The sequence below is a fragment of the Wolbachia endosymbiont of Ctenocephalides felis wCfeT genome, from assembly GCF_012277295.1.
GTDB lineage: Bacteria > Pseudomonadota > Alphaproteobacteria > Rickettsiales > Anaplasmataceae > Wolbachia.
On record NZ_CP051156.1, the window covers coordinates 147,479 to 166,136 of the forward strand.

An 18,658-nucleotide genomic window follows, 5' to 3' on the forward strand; every position below is an offset into this window, starting at 1 on the left:
GAGAGTGTTACTCGTTGAGTAACACTCTTTTAGAGAAAGTTGGTAGTTTATTTAGATACAACTTGTGGTTGATGAACTTCGGCTGCAACGCTAATGTGCGTGGAAGGCGACACATCATCTGCACGAAGACCTGTTTTATTCAAACTATTTAGACGATCTCGTATAACATGTTCAGAAGGAGAGTTTATGTATACGAAAGAGTTTGATTTTTCCTCTGGAGAAGAACCACGTCCACTATCTAACTCAAATTCAACACGAGATGCGTTATCCCGACTTGATTGCCTACTATGTCCAGCGCTTCTATATCCAGCGCTATTTATTGTTGCAGATGATTTGCTACCTGAACTAGTTAATGATATACTATCCGAATCAGATACACGTTGATATTCTATGCTAGTATCTTTTGCTGCTTTCTTTGGTGTTTTTGTGCCTACAAGCAATGATTTTAGTTTGTTTTTGAAGGAAGAAGATGTTGTTACTTCCGTAGGCTTCTCAGGACTCACTAACCCAGCTTCACTGTTAACAGTACTATCAGCGCTTATAGAACTTACACCTGATAAACTGCTTCCAGACGAGGTGCTAGCAGATCTTTTTTTCAGTGAAGAGAATGATGACGATATAGATCCAGATATCTTCCTAGAAAATGTTGGTTCTTTTGGATATTTGTCTGGATTCTTGCTATAGTCATCCAACACATTTCTTATTTCATCCTTATATTGAGAGAAAATTTCAGTAACTAACGAAAGTTGTTTTGTATCAAGAATGCTACTTGTAAGTGTTTCTTCTAAGCGATCTACCATCCTACTTTGCTTTTTTTGATCACCTTTCACTTCTAAGCTACGATCTTTTCCTGTATCGTCAGGAACATATTTACCTTGTAACTCTTCTGTTTTTGTCTTTATTGCAGACTGTATTGCAGATTTTATTTTGGAAGGTACAGAAGAATTATTCGCTTTAATAATTTTGATTGTATCATTAACTACTTCTTTTATCCCGTGCTTTTCAAGCGAATCTTGTACAAATGCAGACTCCATAGAGTATTCATTACTGTGAGCAATTTCTTTCAGGAAACTGCCAGAGCGATCTAGTGCTCTGCTTGTACCTTCTTTTACCTTATTTACACCATGTCCAACGGCCTCTTTTGCTTTTTGCCCAATTTTCTTTGCACCTTGATATGTTTTTTCTGCTGACCATATTACCATCTTGAATGCATATTCAATTGCTTTTGCAGTAAAAAACAAAGTAAGTGCAGCTACTGCAATAGGTGTAGCAATCGTTAAAGCGGCAACTGAAAGTAAAAGTGCTGCATCAAATATTATAACTGCTGCACTCACTGCGAATACTTTCTTTTGAAGTGGCCATTGAGAAAAACCTTTGATTGATTCTCCGAATAACTTAGTGAATGCATTATTCCTGTCACTTGGATTGTTTGAGCTTTTTGTATCGTTTGAACCTTTAGATGACTCAGTCAATGTATTTTCCTGAGCCTGTTCAGCTTGTTGAATTGTATCAGAATCTATTTGTTTACTACCGTTTATCATTTTAACCTCACTATTAATAAACATATTATAATTGTATATTTTCAATTCTTAACTTAGTATTAAATTGACTGCTAATGCTGTTTATCTATGGAAATTTTTGCTTGACGTGTTAGCTTAGGTAAAGAAGACTTTAAAGTGCATGAGGTACAAAATATTGATTCTAATAATTACTGTAGCATTAGTGGTTTTATCGTTAAAAAATTACGGTAATTTTCATGAAGATGTAGTGCACTTAAAGAATAGCAATGGAGAATTTAAAAAAAAGCCAGAGCACTCAATAGAATCAACCGTGTTACATAGAGAAAAGGAAGTGTATGATCATGTCTTCCATTTTGGCAGTTGATTTGAAAATGGAGAACAATTTGTGTTTGCCTTTTCTTATTAAATAAGTAATATTAAAGTATTAATTATAGAGCGAACAATTATGTTTGATCCTTGGAATCTTGATAAAAAGTCAGCAGCAAACAGTGAAGATGTGCTGAATAAGACTGTATCTGATGTAAAATGGTTCTTTAGTGGATTAACTAAGAATATGGGTAAAAAGCCTTATTTGATCGTGCTTGTTGTTTTACTGCTCTATGCTTGCATGGGTTTTTATATTGTTCATCCTAGTGAAGAGGGTATAGAGCTTACTTTCGGAAAATATTCTAACACGGAAACATCTGGTTTGCGCTATCACTTTCCTGCTCCAATAGGCAAGGTCTATAAAGTAAATGTGAAGGAAGTGAACCGTGAAGAGATTGGAATAAGCGGCTCTTACGGTCGAGATGTAGATCGTGGCGAGGGTGTGATGTTGACTGGAGATGAGAACATAGTCAATGTTAATTTTGAGGTCCAATGGCGCGTTAGTAATGCTAAAGATTATTTGTTCAAAGTCCGTGATTACAGACCTGGTTTCAGTGTTAAAAATGCTGCTGAAAGTGCTATGAGGGAGATAATAGGTAAAAATACAATCTCTTTTGCCCTTGGCCAGGGTAGGCCGGAAATTTCCAGAGATACAAGAGTTTTATTGCAGCAGATTCTTGATGGATACCAGATGGGTATAGAAGTTTTATCTGTGCAAATGAAAAAAATTGATCCGCCAGAAAAAGTAATTAGCTCATTCAGGGATGTTCAAAGTGCTCGTGCAGACAAAGAACGCACTATAAACGAAGCATATGCTTATAGCAATGACATCGTACCTCGAGCAAGAGGTGAAGCGATAAGAATAAAATTAGATGCTGAGGCGTATGAAAGTGAAATAGTCAATGAAGCAAAAGGTAACGCAAATCGCTTTTTATCTCTTTATGAAGAATATAAAGAAAATCCTTCTCTTGTGAAGAATCGCATTTACCTTGAAACTATGGAAAACATTTTTAATAAAGTCGATAAAGTTGTCATCACTGATGACTTGAAGGGCATGTTTTCTTATTTACCTCTCACAAATTTAGGGAAATAATCATGAGTCGTAGTGTAAAAATTATTTTTGCTTCCGTATTTGTTGCATTGTTGGTTGTTTTGTCTGGTTCAATGTTTGTTGTACAAGAGTCAAAACAAGCAATAGTAATTCAGCTTGGTAAAGTTGTAAGAGATGTAAGGGAAAGCGGTTTATATTTTAAATTGCCGTTTATCAATAGTGTGGAGTTTCTCGATAAAAGGGTTTTAGATTTAAGTCCTGATAAAATTCCAAGAGAAGTAATCACTGCAGATCAGAAGCGTATTATAGTGGACGCATATGCGAAATATAGAATTACAAATCCAGTCGTCTTTTATCAGTCTGTACGGAATGAATCAGGTTTAATTAGAAGATTATATCCAATTATGGAAGCTCATATAAGAGAAAATATAGGTAAATTCTCTCTTATTAGTTTACTCAATGAAAAAAGATCTGAAGTTATGCAGTTAATCCAACGTGGAGTTTACTCTGAGGCTGAAAAGTTTGGTATAGAAATAATAGACGTAAGAATTAAGAGAGCAGATTTGCCAGATGAGAATAGCTCTGCAATATTCCGCCGTATGCAAACTGAAAGGGAAAAAGAAGCGAAAGAAATTAGGGCAGAAGGTGAGCAAGCTGGACAAGAAATTAAATCAAAAGCTGATAAATTAAAAAGAGAAATTATTGCAAGTGCAGAAAAAGAAGCTCTTGAAATAAGAGGGCGTGGTTATGCTGAAGCAACTAGAATTTATAATGAAGCATTTAGGGTTGATAAAGAGTTTTATAACTTCTATCGCTCTATGAATGCCTATAGCAAATCATTTTCTGAAAAAAATACTAAGTTTGTGCTTTCACCAAATAATAGTTTTTTGGATATTTTAAATAAGGGATGGAAATAGTTTATGAAAAGTAAGAAGTTTATTTTATCTATTTTTGCATGTTTGTTAATTTCGTTTTCTTCGTATGCTGATATGTTCAATTGGGGTGCGAAAAAGATTGAAGCTCCCTTGGGGGAAGACAAAGTTACAGCGTCATGTAATTGCAATCATGGATTTGCTGATTTAGTGGAAAATCTTATTCCTGCGGTTGTAAACATTTCAAGTGAACAAATTGTTAAACAAGAAAATAATAGCAGAACTAGAATTCCGTCTACACCAAGAAACAATTTTTTCGATGATTTTAGAGAATTTTTTGAACACTTTGATCAGTTTTTTATGGATAAGGGTCCAAGTGTTAATAGAGAAGTAGTATTGCTTGGATCAGGGTTCATTATAGATAAAAGTGGAACTATCGTAACCAATTATCATGTAATTAAAAATGCCAAAGACATCACTGTAACTATGAGTGATAACTCTTATTTCAAAGCAGAAGTTTTGGGTTATGATGCAAGAACTGACCTTGCTGTGCTTAAGATAAAGTCTGACAAAGATCTTTCCTTTGTTGCATTTGGTGATTCTGATAAAGCAAGAGTAGGTGATACTGTTGTAGCAATAGGTAATCCATTTGGTTTGGGTGGTTCTGTTAGCACAGGAATTGTATCTGCAAGATCAAGAGATATTAGCATTGGTGATATGAGTGAGTTTATCCAAACCGATGCTGCAATCAACAGAGGCAACTCAGGTGGGCCATTGTTTGATTTAAATGGAGAAGTTATAGGGATTAACACTGCTATTTACTCACCATCTGAATCCGGTGGTAATGTTGGTATAGGTTTTGCAATACCATCTAATTCAGCTATGACAATTATCGATACACTGAAAAATGGCAAGAAGATAAAACATGGTTGGCTTGGTGTGCAAGTTCAGCCTATAACAAAGGAGTTTGCTGAATCCCTTGGTCTCAAAGAGACAAGAGGTGCATTGGTTGCAAGTATAGTAAAGGATAGCCCTGCGGAAAAAGGTGGGATTAAGGTTGGTGATATACTGTTGGAGTTTGATAACAAAAGAATTGATAGAATGACGCAATTACCTCAAATGGTTTCAAGAGCTGGACCTGAGAAAAATGTGCAAGTTAGACTACTTAGAAAAGGAAAAGAAGTTAGCATCAAAGTCACGGTTGGAGAGTTTACGGGCGGCAGCCAAGAGGTTAATCAGGAAGAGAGCAAATCAACATCTGATTGTATAACCGGCTTAACTGTTTCAAATCTGCCGAATGACCTAAAAGAGAGTAAAGGTGATGTACCTGCAAAAGGTGTGATAGTTACTAACGTGGATAATAACAGTAATGCAACATTACGTGGTGTTAAAAAAGGAGATATAATAATTCAATTAGACGGTGCTGATATAGAAAATACTGGTGATTTTCAAAATCAAGTGGATTTAGCGGCAAAGAAAAATGGTAAAGACTCAATAATGTTGCTTATTTATCGCAGTGGAAATCAGTTTTTTACATCAATTAAACTAAAGAAGTAACTTTATTTGTGCAAATTGGACTTTAAGCAATTTTTATAATATTTAATCCACTTACTTTTCTATTTTCCATATCGTGGTGAGCCTGAATTATCTCATTAAATTTATACTTTTTGTTTATTCGTACAGTTAAAAGTTTTTTTCTCAGCATCTCAAAGATTTCCATTGCAGTAAGCAATAATATGAATCTGTCGTGCTTGTAATGATATATTGAAGTGCCGGCTGCGAATAATGACCGTGAACTAAGTAATGAAAAATTAATCGGGGCAGCTCCAGATATTTGGCCATAGGAAACATAAATACCAAACTTACCTAAGGATTCAAAGGAAATTTTGCTTGTAGCGTAGCCTATGGGGTCATACACGGCACCTAATCCTTGATTTTTTGTAATCTCCATGATTTTAGAAGTGAAGTTTTTATCGTTGTAGTTTATTGCATGCGTACAACCATTCTGTAAAGCTACCTTAATTTTTTCATCATGGCCTACAGAGCCTATCACTACGCCTTTTTTCTCTTTTGCCCACTGGCATATCATTTGTCCTAATCCACCGTTTGCGCCATGAACTAACACAAAAGCGCCAGGTTTGATTTTGTAAGAATGATTGACCAGATAGTGAGCTGTCATTCCTTTTAGCAACACTGCGGCTGCGACTTCGTCTGATATATCATCTGGGATTTTTATTAGGTATTTCAGGTGTATAATTCTTTTCTCGCAATATGCTCCAGGTGGTGCTGTGCAATATCCAACTCTATCTCCAACTTTTAAATCACCTGTTATGTTTTTGCCAAGCTTTTCAACAACTCCCACTGCTTCCATTCCAAGTACTGATGGTAGGTCTTTAATTGTACGTGTACCTTTTCTATGCTCTGAATCATAACGATTTAAACCAATAACCGTATGACGTATTAAAACCTCTTCACCTTTTGGTTCGCTTATATCCTTACTTACAAATTCCAATACTTCCGGTCCTCCGGTTTTTTTGATTTGTACAGCTTTAGTCATAAAGAATATAAAATGAAAACATTGATCATATTATCTAAATAATTGATATCTTGCAAAGTTATTGTCTTTACCATCAATATATTAACCAAACCAATTGAATCAATCTTTAGAATCTGCTAGAGTTAACTGCATGTAAGCACCCTTAGCTCAGTTGGATTAGAGCATCTGACTACGGATCAGAAGGTCGGGCGTTCAAGTCGCTCAGGGTGCACCATATAGCACCGAACAGAAAAATCTGTCAAATCAGGAAAAAACTCCCAATTTAAGTTTTTAGTAGTTTTTAAGTATAATTATAGGAAGCGCTTCTGCAGTTATAACCGTAATCTTCACTGGTGCCATAAGTGCCCGTCGTTTAGCGTGGTTTTGGAGGAACGGTCAGATCATTGATGGAGTCTTTTAGACTACCTCGGTTAGGAGATTGTATTATCAACCGCCCCAAGCTGAAGCGCTTTACTTATTATAAATTATAGGAGCTATCATGAAAAAAGCCATGAAAAAAGCAAAAAAAAGTAAATTAGAAGTAATGAACCCTAACGCAGCAGGAATAGACATTGGTTCAGCTGTACATTATGTATGTGTGCCAGAGGGAAGAGATGAGCAACGTATACAAAAATTTAGCTGCTTTACAGAAGACCTTCATAATATAGCAAAGTGGTTAAAGAAGTGCAAAGTTACTACAATAGCTATGGAATCAACAGGAGTGTACTGGATTCCTTTGTTCCAAGTACTTGAAACATATGGACTTGAGGTAAAGCTGGCAAATGCAAGACATGTAAAAAATGTGCCAGGAAGAAAGTCAGATGTCCAGGATTGCCAATGGCTTCAACAGCTACATAGTTATGGATTGATTCAAGGATCATTTAGGCCAGATGATCAAATGTGTGTATTACGTGGTTATGTTCGGCAACGTAAAAACCTAATTGAAAATGCATCTACACATATCAATCGTATGCAAAAGGCATTAATACAAATGAATATCCAATTACATAAAGTTATAAGCGATATTACTGGTGTTACAGGAATGCAAATTATTAAAGCAATAGTAGAAGGTGAAAGGAATCCTGAAAAATTAGCTGAATTTAGAAGTGTGAATATGAAGAATGATAAGGCTACTATAGCAAAAGCATTAACAGGCGATTATAGAGAAGAACATTTGTTTGTATTAAAGCAAGAATATGAAACATATAATTTTTTTCAAGAGAAAATAATTGAATGTGATAAAAGTATAGAAAATTATTATAAAACATTGGAAACGAAGTCTGATGAAAGTAAAGAGTTAGGTAGGGAAAAAAATAAGTCTAGAAGAGGCAGACCAAACTTCACTTTGCGTGAAGAATTGTATCGGGTAACTGGTACAGATTTTACCAAAATTCCTGGATTTGATGTGTTAACTGTGCAAACTATTATTTCAGAGGTTGGTATTGATCATAGTAAATGGCGATCAGAAAAGCATTTTACCTCATGGTTGGGACTCAGCCCTGGTAATAAGATTACAGGGGAAAAAGTATTAGGAACAAAAACTCGTAAAGTTATTAACCGCGCTACAAATGCTTTTAGAATGGCTGCTTATTCTGTGGGAGGTAGTAAGAGTGCATTAGGTGCGTATTGTAGGAAATTAAAAAAACGACTAGGACCAATAAAAGCAATTACTGCGACGGCAAGAAAATTAGCATGTATCTTTTATCAAATGTTGAAATACGGGCAGGAGTATGTGGAAAAAGGGATGGAATATTATGAAACATGTTATAAAGAGAGAGTTGTAAAAAACTTGGTCAAGAAGGCACGGGAACTTGGTTATATCTTGATTCAACAAGAAGAACTAATTGAGGGAGTTTCTTAGGAGAAGTTAGAACTTCATCTCTCTCCTATTTCTTAAAAAAATATTTAACTCAAAAAAATGCTACTTTAAGTTAAATTTTTTCGCTCTATGCTTATGTGATTATGCATTCATATTTCATTAATGCTATTTATCTTGAAATATAAAATAAAATTTTGTATAATTATTTCAATTGAGATCTATGTATTGAAATAGTGCGCGAATCTGTATATTACCAATATATAGGTAAACTAGCACACTTTGTTCCATATCCATTGCCACCAAAAGATCCTCCCCTTAGTTTTAGTAATAACATTGCTATTCTTCATGGAGAAGCTATGATAAAACTTGGCCAGTTAAATGAGATGGCTGAGCGTTTACCAAATGTAGAAAGGTTTGTCAAAGCTTACATAATAAAAGAAGCACTACTTTCTTCAGCTATTGAAGGTATACACACAACACTACTTGATGTTTTTACTCAAGAAATATCGTTGACAAGACCGAGCAAGCAAACACAATTAGTGATAAGTTATACCAAAGCTCTTAATATAGCGTTAAATTCGATAAAAAATTCAACTATATCACAAACCATTTTAGCTGCTAACAAAGAACTAATGCGTCTTGATGAAAGTAGTGGTGAATACCGTGTAGATTCTGTGCGTGTTGGCGATCTAATTGCTGCCCCTGCATCAGAAGTGATCAATCTAATGAGTAACTTAGAAGACTACATTAAAACTCACAACGAATTGCCTTCACTTATAAAGGCAGGACTAGTGCACGTACAATTTGAAATTATTCACCCGTTTATAGATGGTAATGGAAGGATAGGAAGGCTTCTGATTGTTATACTGTTAATTCATTACGGTTTATTGTCAACTCCAATACTTTATCCATCTTATTATTTTAAAAAGAATCACTTTGATTACTACAGATATTTAGATAGGGTAAGAACTCATGGTGATTTTGAAGGATGGATCGAATATTACTTAAATGCAATAAAAGATAGCTGCTTTGACGCCTACTGTAGAGCTAAAAATATTGAAAAATTAGAAAGGGATTTAATTAATACGATACAAGTAAGCCAACATTTCTCCAACATCCGTGAAACAGCTCTGCAGGCATTAAACATACTTTTTCAACTTCCAATCATAAATATTAAGGAGTTAAGCAAAAAACTAAATAAAGCATATAATACAGTAAATAATCTTATTCTACAATTTATTGAAGCTAGAATATTGGTGGAAGATGACGATAATAAAAAACGTAATAAGCTTTATAGATTTGAGCCTTATTTGGAACTTCTTGAACAAGATATAAAACCAAATAGCTGTCCTTTGCATACTGTCCATTTTCTACTTAAATATTATATATTGTAATTAATATAACATGCAAAATACTTGCAAATTCAACGATTAGTACGTATACTTGTTAATATATTTACTAATTTATAGAGATAAAATTATGCCAGGAAATTTGCGAGGTGATGTTTTACACGGCATTCTTAAAGACTACCATGATGATGAAAATCGATTGACGGATGATGAACGTCTAATATGTGAACATGTCGAAAAGATATGTGACGAAAACTATGAATTTTTCTTACAAAATAATTTTATCTGTCCGATAACAAGGTCTCTTTTGCTAGACCCTGTCAATTTGGAGGATGTGGATGGATCAAAATCATCACAACAGGCATTTGAGAAGTCTGACATTGAAGAACACTTGAAAAGAGACCAGATAAAATCCACTTACTAAAAAGCCTGTAAAAAGAGACGTTGTACCAAACGAGCGTTTAAAACAAGAAATAGGAGAGGTATTATTGGGGCTTTTTAATAAGCGTTTTGGGACATTAGAGGAAGAGGAAAAAGGAAGAATTAACAAAGCAATAAACAATATCTTGCTAGAAAAAGCAAACAGAAGGTTATTTGCTACAATAGGTGGGGGAATTTAGATGATGTAAAGCAGGCACTAGATGATGGTGCTGATATTAATGCTACAAATAAGGATGGCTGGACAGGCTTTGTTGCATAGCTAAAGTAAAAAGAACTGGCAGTTACTGACAAAATTCATTATAAACAGGCATTTAACCGTATCCATTCAGCCGGGCGGTAAAATAAAGAGTAGACAAGGAATGCTAAAAAGGTAAACTAGAGTGGCTGTGAGGTAATATGGTTGATCTTTTAGAATTTTGCGAAAGTTTAAGCAGACTATAGAAAAGTTAGAAACAAAAATAGAAGAGCTTAAAGCAGAAAATAAAGCGCTAAGGATCGAAAACGCTGAGTTAAAAGAAAGGCTTGGCTTAAGTTCAAAAAATTCATCTATACCAAGCTCCAAAGAATTATATAAGATGAGGGAAAATAAGCCAAAAAGTGACAGGAAAGTAGGAGCACAGGTTGGACATAAAGGCAGTTACCGCCCTAAAATGGAGGCAGATGAGATGGTAAAAATAGAACTGCCCAATACGTGTGAGTGCGGAGGAGAAATTGCGGTATCAAAAGATCCGTATACTCATCAAAAGGTCGATTTGCCGGAAATCAAGCCGTATGTAGTTGAATATCAACTAGAGCATGGACGTTGCAAAAGATGTGGAAAAAGAAAAAGTAGCAAGCTACAAGAAGGAGTAACTGCGGACACATTTGGTCCAAGAGTTAAGTCAGTAATTGCAGCATTAAGTGGATTTTACAAGAATTCGAAAAAAGAAGTGGCAAATATTATAAAGGACATTTTCAACCTGGATATCAGCGTCGGTAGTGTATCAAATAGCGAGGCTAGAGTGGCAGAAAAATGCCAAGAAGCATATGAGCAAATTGAGGAAGAGGTAAGCAAGAGCAAAATTTTACATATCGATGAAACTAGCCATTACAACAAAGGTAAACAGGGCTGGTGCTGGATGTTTGCGAGCAAAATAGGAAGTGTGATCAAATTGACAGAGTCAAGAGGGATGAAAGTCCTGGAAAATAGTAAATTTGGAAAGAATAACAACCTAGTAGTGACCGACAGATATGCAGCTTACAACTACTTTTCCAGCAAGAAAAGGCAGGTCTGTTGGGCACATTTAGCAAGAGATTTTGAAAGGTTGTCTCATAGTTGGAATAGCGAAGTGAAAGTTTTGGGGTATTATTTAAGGAATGTTGCTACTGAATTATTTGCATTGAAAAAAGCTCTGTTAAAGGATGAAATAGACACATTAAGGTTCATAAGAAGAGCAAGAAAATTACGCAAGCGAACGAGATATTACTTAAAGAATATATCAAATTTACCCGAGGCAATTGGAGCGTCTCGAGTAGCAAAAAATATCATGAAATCGGATCTGATGATGTGGAAATTTTTGGACGATCCAGAAAATATTCCACTGACAAACAACTATGCTGAGCAACAGATTCGGCATTACGTTGTTTACCGAAAAGTTTCATATTTTACACAATCGAAACGGGGAAATATGTTTCTTGAGAGGATAATTTCATTGTACTTGACTTGGAGGCAAAAGAAGTTAAATCCTTTTCAAAACCTACTGGCTATTGCTTCTTAAGCCATACACCTGAATGGATACCATTTAACCGACAAAGGAAAAATATGCCAGTCAAAATGAAAGTCAGTAACTGCTACGAATATAACAAATTTCTCCAAGAAAGAGGAAATATTTTTTATTACGTCAACGATGCCATAGAAAATTGGTACGAAAAAAGTCCCAAAATGGCCGGTAGCAACAATATTTATAGTGATAAAGTCGTAATTCTAATTCACATAATAACTTATTTGTTTAGAATAGGCCTAAGACAAACGGTGGGGTTTATAGCGGGATACCTTGAGCAAATAGGAAAAAATTTGCAAGTTATCAGCTATTCCCAGGCTTCCAGAAGATTCAAAAAGCTTAACTTAAAAATTAATGATCGAAGACATGATAAAAACAGTATGGAAAATATTGAGATCGCCATAGATAGCACTGGAATAAGCATCTACAATAATATTCCAGGCCATAGTAAGGCAAACGGTACAGATAGAAAGTACCGTGGCTATAAGCAAACAAGAAAATTGCATGTAATGCTGGAGATAGGTAGCAAAAAAGTCATAGCTGCAAAATACAGTAGTGGAGTTTATTCTGACCACTATGGAGCCTGTGATCTTATTGCAAGGGCTAATGCTAAATACAATATAAGCACACTATATGCAGACAGAGCATATAATCGAAAGAAGTTATACAAATTGTGCAATGAGCTTGGCATAAAGACAAAAATTCCTCTGCAAAACAATGCAGTGGAGCATCCAAAGCTGGATTATATGGCTGAGAGAAATTCTACAATCAAGCTCATAAAGTCATATGGTGAAGATGGTATGAAGAAGTGGAAAAAAGAGATAAATTATGGGAAGAGATCTTAGAAGGTGTCTGCAAACTCAAGAATTAGCTAATTTAGTAAGCATAATAGTAGTCATATTAAAGAAAATATTGGTTTCCGAAGTTTGAGGAGAATGCTCATAATCCTTACTCATACGCCTAAAATTGGAAAGCCAAGCAAAAGTTCTTTCAACAATCCAACGCTTCGGTATAACCTCAAATCCCGCAATATTAGGAGCTTTTTTTGCTATTGTAAATAAACATCCTGTTTTTATTAAGCATCTGTTTTTAAGGTTACCTGTGTATCCTTGATCAGCAAAAAACCTCTGTAATGTTGGTATTTTTTGTTTTGCTTTTACCAGAAGATCTAAAGCTCCCTCGCGGTCTTGGATGCTTGCACTGTGTACATCTGCCGTAATCACGAGTCCTAGCGTGTCTACAATAATATGCCGTTTTCGACCTTTTATTTTCTTGCCAGCATCGTAACCTCTGGCCCCCCTTTTTGAGTCGTTTTTACTGATTGGCTGTCAATTATTCCAACTGATGGTGTGGCTCTTTTACCAACTACCTCCCTTACTTTTTTTACTAAAATATCGTGTATTTCTTGCCATTTTCCAGTGTTTTTTAGTCGTGTGTTCCAACTGTAAATTGTCTTCCATGGTGGGAAATCCTTAGGTAATTGTCTCCATTGGCAGCCTGTTCTCATTACGTACCTTATTGCATTAATAATTGTTCTAATATCGTGTTTTCTTGGTCTACCTGTCTTTTTTGGCTCAAAATATGGCTTTAAAATTTCCCATTCACTGTCTTTTATGTCACTTGGATACATGTTAAAGTTATCCTTGTATCACATAATTGTCCTTTTTTCTACTTTTCTACATACTTTGCAGACACCTTCTTATATAGAAAGTTTTTTCTCGCGACTGAAGCAAACATTTGGGTTTAGTTTTAGGAACAAATCTGAGATTAACCGTGAGAAAGAAATGCTACTCAAGTGTTATTTGCTGAACAAATTTACTGAAATAGGCATGGCTAAATTTGAGATAGCTTCATGAATTTATTATGCATTGCCTCCTATCCAAAGAGCGATGCAACAAAGCCATTCTAGCATCACGCGCTGAAATGACACCTACGTAGTCCTTTTATCATACTATGACTTGATTATATGATCAAGTTAAAAGGAAAAGATTTATCTATTTTTATATTCCATAATATATTAATTATAAAAATAATTTTCTATATAATATTTCAGATGTTTTAAAGCTTAAGTTTTATGTTATTATAAATGTAAATTTTAATAGTGAAAATAATATGTTACATATTAATACAAATAAAAAGCTAACAGGATTTTTCATATACATAATAGGTTTTTCAGGAAGTGGTAAACTTTCCACAGCAATTGAGTTATCAAACGCAATAGATGGATTAATTGTAAGTAGCGACCTATCCAGTAATGTTAGAACTTGTTCTATATACGATGAGGCTTTTGAGCATTCTAAGGAAACTCAAGATAGGTTATATAATATTGTGCAGGTTATGCTTCAAGTAATAGAAGCCTACCCAATTGATTCAAAAAATTACATCTTTACTAATGAGTTAATAAAAAATAATGACTATAGTACAGGTATATACAACTCAATAGTAAGGCTTGGTGAAAAAATGAACGCCAAGCTTCTTCCTGTGATACTTAAGTGCAATTTACCTACACTACAAAAGCGTATTGAATTGAAAATGCAAAAGGAAAATAGAAAGATAAAAAACGTTGTAGAAAAATTTAGAAATAAGGACTTATTTATACCACCTGGTGCTATTGAAATAGAAAATTCAAATATGGGTGTGAAAGATGTAGCTGAAAAGATAGTAAGTCATATGCATAAACTTAGGTATCCATTCAGGGGTATGGCTTAAGAAGCAATAGCCAGTAGGTTTTGAAAAGGATTTAACTTCTTTTACCTCCAAGTCAAGTACAATGAAATTATCCTCTCAAGAAACATATTTCCCCGTTTCGATTGTGTAAAATATGAAGTATCCATTCAGCCGGGCGGTAAAATAAAGAGTAGACAAGGAATGCTAAAAAGGTAAACTAGAGTGGCTGTGAGGTAATATGGTTGATCTTTTAGAATTTTGCAAAAGTTTAAGCAGACTATAGAAAAGTTAGAAACAAAAATAGAAGAGCTTAAAGCAGAAAATAAAGCGCTAAGGATCGAAAACGCTGAGTTAAAAGAAAGGCTTGGCTTAAGTTCAAAAAATTCATCTATACCAAGCTCCAAAGAATTATATAAGATGAGGGAAAATAAGCCAAAAAGTGACAGGAAAGTAGGAGCACAGGTTGGACATAAAGGCAGTTACCGCCCTAAAATGGAGGCAGATGAGATGGTAAAAATAGAACTGCCCAATACGTGTGAGTGCAGAGGAGAAATTGCGGTATCAAAAGATCCGTATACTCATCAAAAGGTCGATTTGCCGGAAATCAAGCCGTATGTAGTTGAATATCAACTAGAGCATGGACGTTGCAAAAGATGTGGAAAAAGAAAAAGTAGCAAGCTACAAGAAGGAGTAACTGCGGACACATTTGGTCCAAGAGTTAAGTCAGTAATTACAGCATTAAGTGGATTTTACAAGAATTCGAAAAAAGAAGTGGCAAATATTATAAAGGACATTTTCAACCTGGATATCAGCGTCGGTAGTGTATCAAATAGCGAGGCTAGAGTGGCAGAAAAATGCCAAGAAGCATATGAGCAAATTGAGGAAGAGGTAAGCAAGAGCAAAATTTTACATATCGATGAAACTAGCCATTACAACAAAGGTAAACAGGGCTGGTGCTGGATGTTTGCGAGCAAAATAGGAAGTGTGATCAAATTGACAGAGTCAAGAGGGATGAAAGTCCTGGAAAATAGTAAATTTGGAAAGAATAACAACCTAGTAGTGACCGACAGATATGCAGCTTACAACTACTTTTCCAGCAAGAAAAGGCAGGTCTGTTGGGCACATTTAGCAAGAGATTTTGAAAGGTTGTCTCATAGTTGGAATAGCGAAGTGAAAGTTTTGGGGTATTATTTAAGGAATGTTGCTACTGAATTATTTGCATTGAAAAAAGCTCTGTTAAAGGATGAAATAGACACATTAAGGTTCATAAGAAGAGCAAGAAAATTACGCAAGCGAACGAGATATTACTTAAAGAATATATCAAATTTACCCGAGGCAATTGGAGCGTCTCGAGTAGCAAAAAATATCATGAAATCGGATCTGATGATGTGGAAATTTTTGGACGATCCAGAAAATATTCCACTGACAAACAACTATGCTGAGCGACAGATTCGGCATTACGTTGTTTACCGAAAAGTTTCATATTTTACACAATCGAAACGGGGAAATATGTTTCTTGAGAGGATAATTTCATTGTACTTGACTTGGAGGCAAAAGAAGTTAAATCCTTTTCAAAACCTACTGGCTATTGCTTCTTAAGCCATATACCTGAATGGATACTAAACTTAGCTAATTTACTGCAGTTACTGCACCGTGGCAATGTTTGTATTTTTTTCCTGAGTTACAAGGGCATTTATCGTTTCTTGATACCTTGGGAGAGCTGTTATGGTGTATTTGATCATCTGCTAATTTAAAATGCACCAGACGATGAATAGTAAGCTCCTTCCATTTTTCAAGCATTGACTCAAACATCAAGAAAGCTTCACGCTTAAATTCATTCAGTGGATCTTTCTGTCCCATAGCACGTAAGCTTATGCTCTGTCTTAGACTCTCTAAAACTGAAAGATGCTCTCGCCATAAATGATCAAGTGTCATAATCATCACTTGTCTTACTATCGTACTCCACAGGTCCGTAGTCTGCCCACTATTAAAATATTTTTCTTTTTCAACAAAAAATTCCTGTACCTTGTTGTTTATATACTCAAAAGCTTCTTGCTTATTTAAAAATTTCGTTAGTGTATCTTTATCAAGTGTTATTCCATACCTTGTATGAAATTCTTTTATTATATCCTCAATATAATCTTCATAATAATTACTTTGAACTATGTCCTCTAAAATTATTTCATTTATTTCGCTATATATTTCAGATAAGTCATTAATTTCATCACCTATAATATGATTTCTTTGTTCAAAAATTACCTGACGCTGATTATTAATTACATCATCAAATTTCAGCAAAGACTTACGCACATCATAGTTTCTCGCCTCAACTTTCTTTTGCGCTTTTTCAAGCGCCTTATTTATCCACGGATGGTGAATAGCCTCATTATTCTTCAGCCCGATTCTTTGCATAAAGCTTCTCATTCTGTCTGAACCAAATATTCTCATTAAATCATCTTCAAGCGATAAAAAGAACTTAGAAAGCCCAGGATCACCTTGACGCCCAGAACGCCCGCGCAGTTGATCATCTATTCGCCTACTTTCATGCCTTTCTGTCCCAACTACACATAAACCACCAGCTTCAATGGCTATTTCCTTGTCTTTTTTCACTCTTTCAACTATTTCTTGGTATTTTTTCTCTCTCTCGTCATCATTTCTTATCTTTTTCAGCTCTACCTTTGCAATCATCTCAGCATTTCCTCCAAGCTGAATATCAGTTCCACGACCTGCCATATTTGTTGCTATGGTAATGCCGCCTGGTACCCCAGCTTGCGCTATTATGTATGCTTCTTGCTCATGATAACGAGCGTTTAACACCGAGTGTTTTAGAGAGTGACTATGCAAAAGCGCAGAAAGCTTTTCTGAATTTTCAATGCTAACTGTGCCAACAAGCACTGGTTGCTGACGTTTATGACACTCTTCTATAAACTTTAATACAGCATGATATTTTTCTTTCTCCGTGCCATAAATTTCATCATCAATATCTATCCTTTTTACAGGCACATTGGTTGGAACTTTCACCACATTAAGTCTATATATATCACGAAACTCTTCTGCCTCTGTTGCTGCTGTTCCAGTCATTCCAGAAAGCTTGCTGTACATACGGAAATAATTTTGAAATGTCACAGAAGCTAAAGTTTGGTTTTCATGCTGAATTTCAAGATTCTCTTTAGCCTCAAGTGCTTGGTGAAGACCATCAGAATATCTTCTACCCTCCATCATACGGCCAGTAAACTCATCGATAATTATTACCTTACCACCTTTAACTATATAATCCTTATCGGCAGTAAACAGCTTATGCGCACGCAATGCCTGGTCTATATAGTGAGTCATTATCATGTTATTGGTATCATAAAGCGAAGAATTTTCCGTAATGAAATTATGTGCTTTCAATAACTCTTCCACATGTGAAATACCATCTTCAGTCAAAGAAACCGTTCTACCTTTTTCATCCACTTCATAGTCCAAGTCAGTTAACTTAACGACTATTCTATTTATACGCTTATATATCTGATTATTGTCTTCAACCTGACCGGAAATGATTAGTGGGGTACGCGCCTCATCAATTAATATGGAATCTACTTCATCTACTATGGCATAATTAAAACCTCGTTGTACCATGTCGCCTTTGGAGAATTTCATATTGTCTCGCAAATAATCGAAAGCCAGCTCATTGTTTGTAGAATAGACAATATCGGCACTATAGGCTTCTTTCCTCTGTTCATCTGTCAAGCTATTCGTAATAAATGCAACAGAAACTCCAAGAGAGTTGTACAATTTACTCATCCATTCCGTATCACGCTTTGCGAGATAATCATTTACAGTTACAACGTGAACTCCCTTGCCTTCCAGGGAGTTTAGGTATGCAGCTAAAGTTGCAACAAGCGTTTTTCCCTCCCCTGTTTTCATTTCTGGTATCATGCCATTATGAAGCACCATTCCACCGATTAGTTGAACATCAAAGTGCCTCATGTTTAAGAAACGCCTTGATGCTTCACGTACAACCGCAAATGCAGGCACAAGAAGATTATTTAATGTCTTTCCATTTTTTAATTCTTGTTTAAATTCTTCAGTTTTACTGGATAGCTCTTGATCAGATAAAGCCTGCATATCTGGCTCTAATACATTTATTTGTTCAACAATTTTCCTAAAAGACTTTATTATCTTCTTATTTGCTGAGCCAAACGCTTTTCTTATAAGAAGGAATGACAACGTCAAAATGGAAAATACTGAAATAGCTGCAAAAATTAGCGTAGAATCTAGCATAAGTTAGGTAG

The 18,658-nt window shown here is 35.3% G+C and carries 11 protein-coding genes, 1 tRNA gene and 5 pseudogenes; 13 read left to right on the forward strand and 4 right to left on the reverse strand.

Translation table 11 applies throughout. The features are described from left to right. Positions 1-47: 47 nt before the first annotated feature. On the reverse strand, positions 48-1,541 hold the full coding sequence (locus HF197_RS00815) for an actin-bundling T4SS effector WalE1 family protein (RefSeq protein WP_168463900.1): 1,494 nt from the start codon (positions 1,539-1,541) through the stop codon (positions 48-50). A 424-nt stretch (positions 1,542-1,965) separates the two neighbouring features. On the opposite strand from HF197_RS00815, the gene hflK reads away from it, so the two are divergent. The 3 genes from hflK to HF197_RS00830 are packed head-to-tail and all read left to right on the forward strand — an operon-like array spanning position 1,966 to position 5,366. Further along, the gene (gene hflK, locus HF197_RS00820; RefSeq protein ID WP_168463901.1) at positions 1,966-2,979 is read left to right on the forward strand and encodes an FtsH protease activity modulator HflK; all 1,014 of its coding nucleotides are present in this window, start codon (positions 1,966-1,968) and stop codon (positions 2,977-2,979) included. 2 nt (positions 2,980-2,981) lie between these two features. After that, positions 2,982-3,854, forward strand: a complete 873-nt coding sequence (gene hflC, locus HF197_RS00825; protein ID WP_168463902.1) for a protease modulator HflC — start codon at positions 2,982-2,984, stop codon at positions 3,852-3,854. A 3-nt stretch (positions 3,855-3,857) separates the two neighbouring features. After that, positions 3,858-5,366: a DegQ family serine endoprotease gene (locus HF197_RS00830; protein ID WP_168463903.1), complete on the forward strand. Its 1,509-nt coding sequence runs from the start codon at positions 3,858-3,860 to the stop codon at positions 5,364-5,366. Positions 5,367-5,388: 22 nt separating this feature from the next. Here the strand turns inward: HF197_RS00830 and HF197_RS00835 are convergent, their stop codons facing one another. Beyond that, complete coding sequence (locus HF197_RS00835; RefSeq protein WP_168463904.1) at positions 5,389-6,366, reverse strand: quinone oxidoreductase family protein; 978 nt, start codon at positions 6,364-6,366, stop codon at positions 5,389-5,391. A gap of 136 nt (positions 6,367-6,502) precedes the next feature. On the opposite strand from HF197_RS00835, the gene HF197_RS00840 reads away from it, so the two are divergent. From HF197_RS00840 to HF197_RS00865, 7 genes and pseudogenes are all read left to right on the forward strand, one after another. Then, a tRNA-Arg gene (locus tag HF197_RS00840) sits at positions 6,503-6,580 on the forward strand. Positions 6,581-6,856: 276 nt separating this feature from the next. Next, complete coding sequence (locus HF197_RS00845; protein ID WP_168464853.1) at positions 6,857-8,206, forward strand: IS110 family RNA-guided transposase; 1,350 nt, start codon at positions 6,857-6,859, stop codon at positions 8,204-8,206. Between the two features lie 251 nt (positions 8,207-8,457). Then, positions 8,458-9,558: a Fic family protein gene (locus HF197_RS00850; protein WP_168463905.1), complete on the forward strand. Its 1,101-nt coding sequence runs from the start codon at positions 8,458-8,460 to the stop codon at positions 9,556-9,558. Between the two features lie 97 nt (positions 9,559-9,655). Then, positions 9,656-9,937 (forward strand): U-box domain-containing protein, encoded by a 282-nt coding sequence (locus HF197_RS00855; protein ID WP_218938897.1) that lies wholly within the window; start codon positions 9,656-9,658, stop codon positions 9,935-9,937. A gap of 64 nt (positions 9,938-10,001) precedes the next feature. Further along, complete coding sequence (locus HF197_RS07535) at positions 10,002-10,133, forward strand: hypothetical protein (RefSeq protein ID WP_256359339.1); 132 nt, start codon at positions 10,002-10,004, stop codon at positions 10,131-10,133. Between the two features lie 217 nt (positions 10,134-10,350). Beyond that, positions 10,351-11,711 (forward strand): annotated as a pseudogene (tnpC, locus tag HF197_RS00860) (IS66 family transposase). 44 nt (positions 11,712-11,755) lie between these two features. After that, positions 11,756-12,556, forward strand: a pseudogene (locus tag HF197_RS00865) (IS5 family transposase); the annotation flags it as partial. An 18-nt stretch (positions 12,557-12,574) separates the two neighbouring features. On the opposite strand, the pseudogene HF197_RS00870 reads toward HF197_RS00865, so the two are convergent. Further along, positions 12,575-13,344, reverse strand: a pseudogene (locus HF197_RS00870) (IS5 family transposase). A gap of 67 nt (positions 13,345-13,411) precedes the next feature. On the opposite strand from HF197_RS00870, the pseudogene HF197_RS00875 reads away from it, so the two are divergent. From HF197_RS00875 to tnpC (HF197_RS00885), 3 genes and pseudogenes are all read left to right on the forward strand, one after another. Beyond that, positions 13,412-13,570, forward strand: a pseudogene (locus HF197_RS00875) (IS5 family transposase); the annotation flags it as partial. 256 nt (positions 13,571-13,826) lie between these two features. Then, positions 13,827-14,423 carry a hypothetical protein gene (locus tag HF197_RS00880; protein ID WP_168463908.1) on the forward strand — a complete coding sequence of 199 codons (597 nt, stop codon included), beginning with the start codon at positions 13,827-13,829 and terminating at the stop codon, positions 14,421-14,423. Positions 14,424-14,619: 196 nt separating this feature from the next. Beyond that, positions 14,620-15,980, forward strand: a pseudogene (tnpC, locus tag HF197_RS00885) (IS66 family transposase). A 30-nt stretch (positions 15,981-16,010) separates the two neighbouring features. Here tnpC (HF197_RS00885) and secA read toward each other — a convergent pair. Beyond that, on the reverse strand, positions 16,011-18,647 hold the full coding sequence (gene secA, locus HF197_RS00890) for a preprotein translocase subunit SecA (protein WP_168463909.1): 2,637 nt from the start codon (positions 18,645-18,647) through the stop codon (positions 16,011-16,013). Positions 18,648-18,658 lie beyond the last annotated feature (11 nt).

What these genes read in the sequence shown, in the direction of transcription:
- HF197_RS00815 (WP_168463900.1), bottom strand. Translation starts at nt 1,541, where the DNA reads ATGATAAACGGTAGTAAACAAATAGATTCTGATACAATTCAACAAGCT.
- hflK (WP_168463901.1), top strand. Translation starts at nt 1,966, where the DNA reads ATGTTTGATCCTTGGAATCTTGATAAAAAGTCAGCAGCAAACAGTGAA.
- hflC (WP_168463902.1), top strand. Translation starts at nt 2,982, where the DNA reads ATGAGTCGTAGTGTAAAAATTATTTTTGCTTCCGTATTTGTTGCATTG.
- HF197_RS00830 (WP_168463903.1), top strand. Translation starts at nt 3,858, where the DNA reads ATGAAAAGTAAGAAGTTTATTTTATCTATTTTTGCATGTTTGTTAATT.
- HF197_RS00835 (WP_168463904.1), bottom strand. Translation starts at nt 6,366, where the DNA reads ATGACTAAAGCTGTACAAATCAAAAAAACCGGAGGACCGGAAGTATTG.
- HF197_RS00845 (WP_168464853.1), top strand. Translation starts at nt 6,857, where the DNA reads ATGAAAAAAGCAAAAAAAAGTAAATTAGAAGTAATGAACCCTAACGCA.
- HF197_RS00880 (WP_168463908.1), top strand. Translation starts at nt 13,827, where the DNA reads ATGTTACATATTAATACAAATAAAAAGCTAACAGGATTTTTCATATAC.
- secA (WP_168463909.1), bottom strand. Translation starts at nt 18,647, where the DNA reads ATGCTAGATTCTACGCTAATTTTTGCAGCTATTTCAGTATTTTCCATT.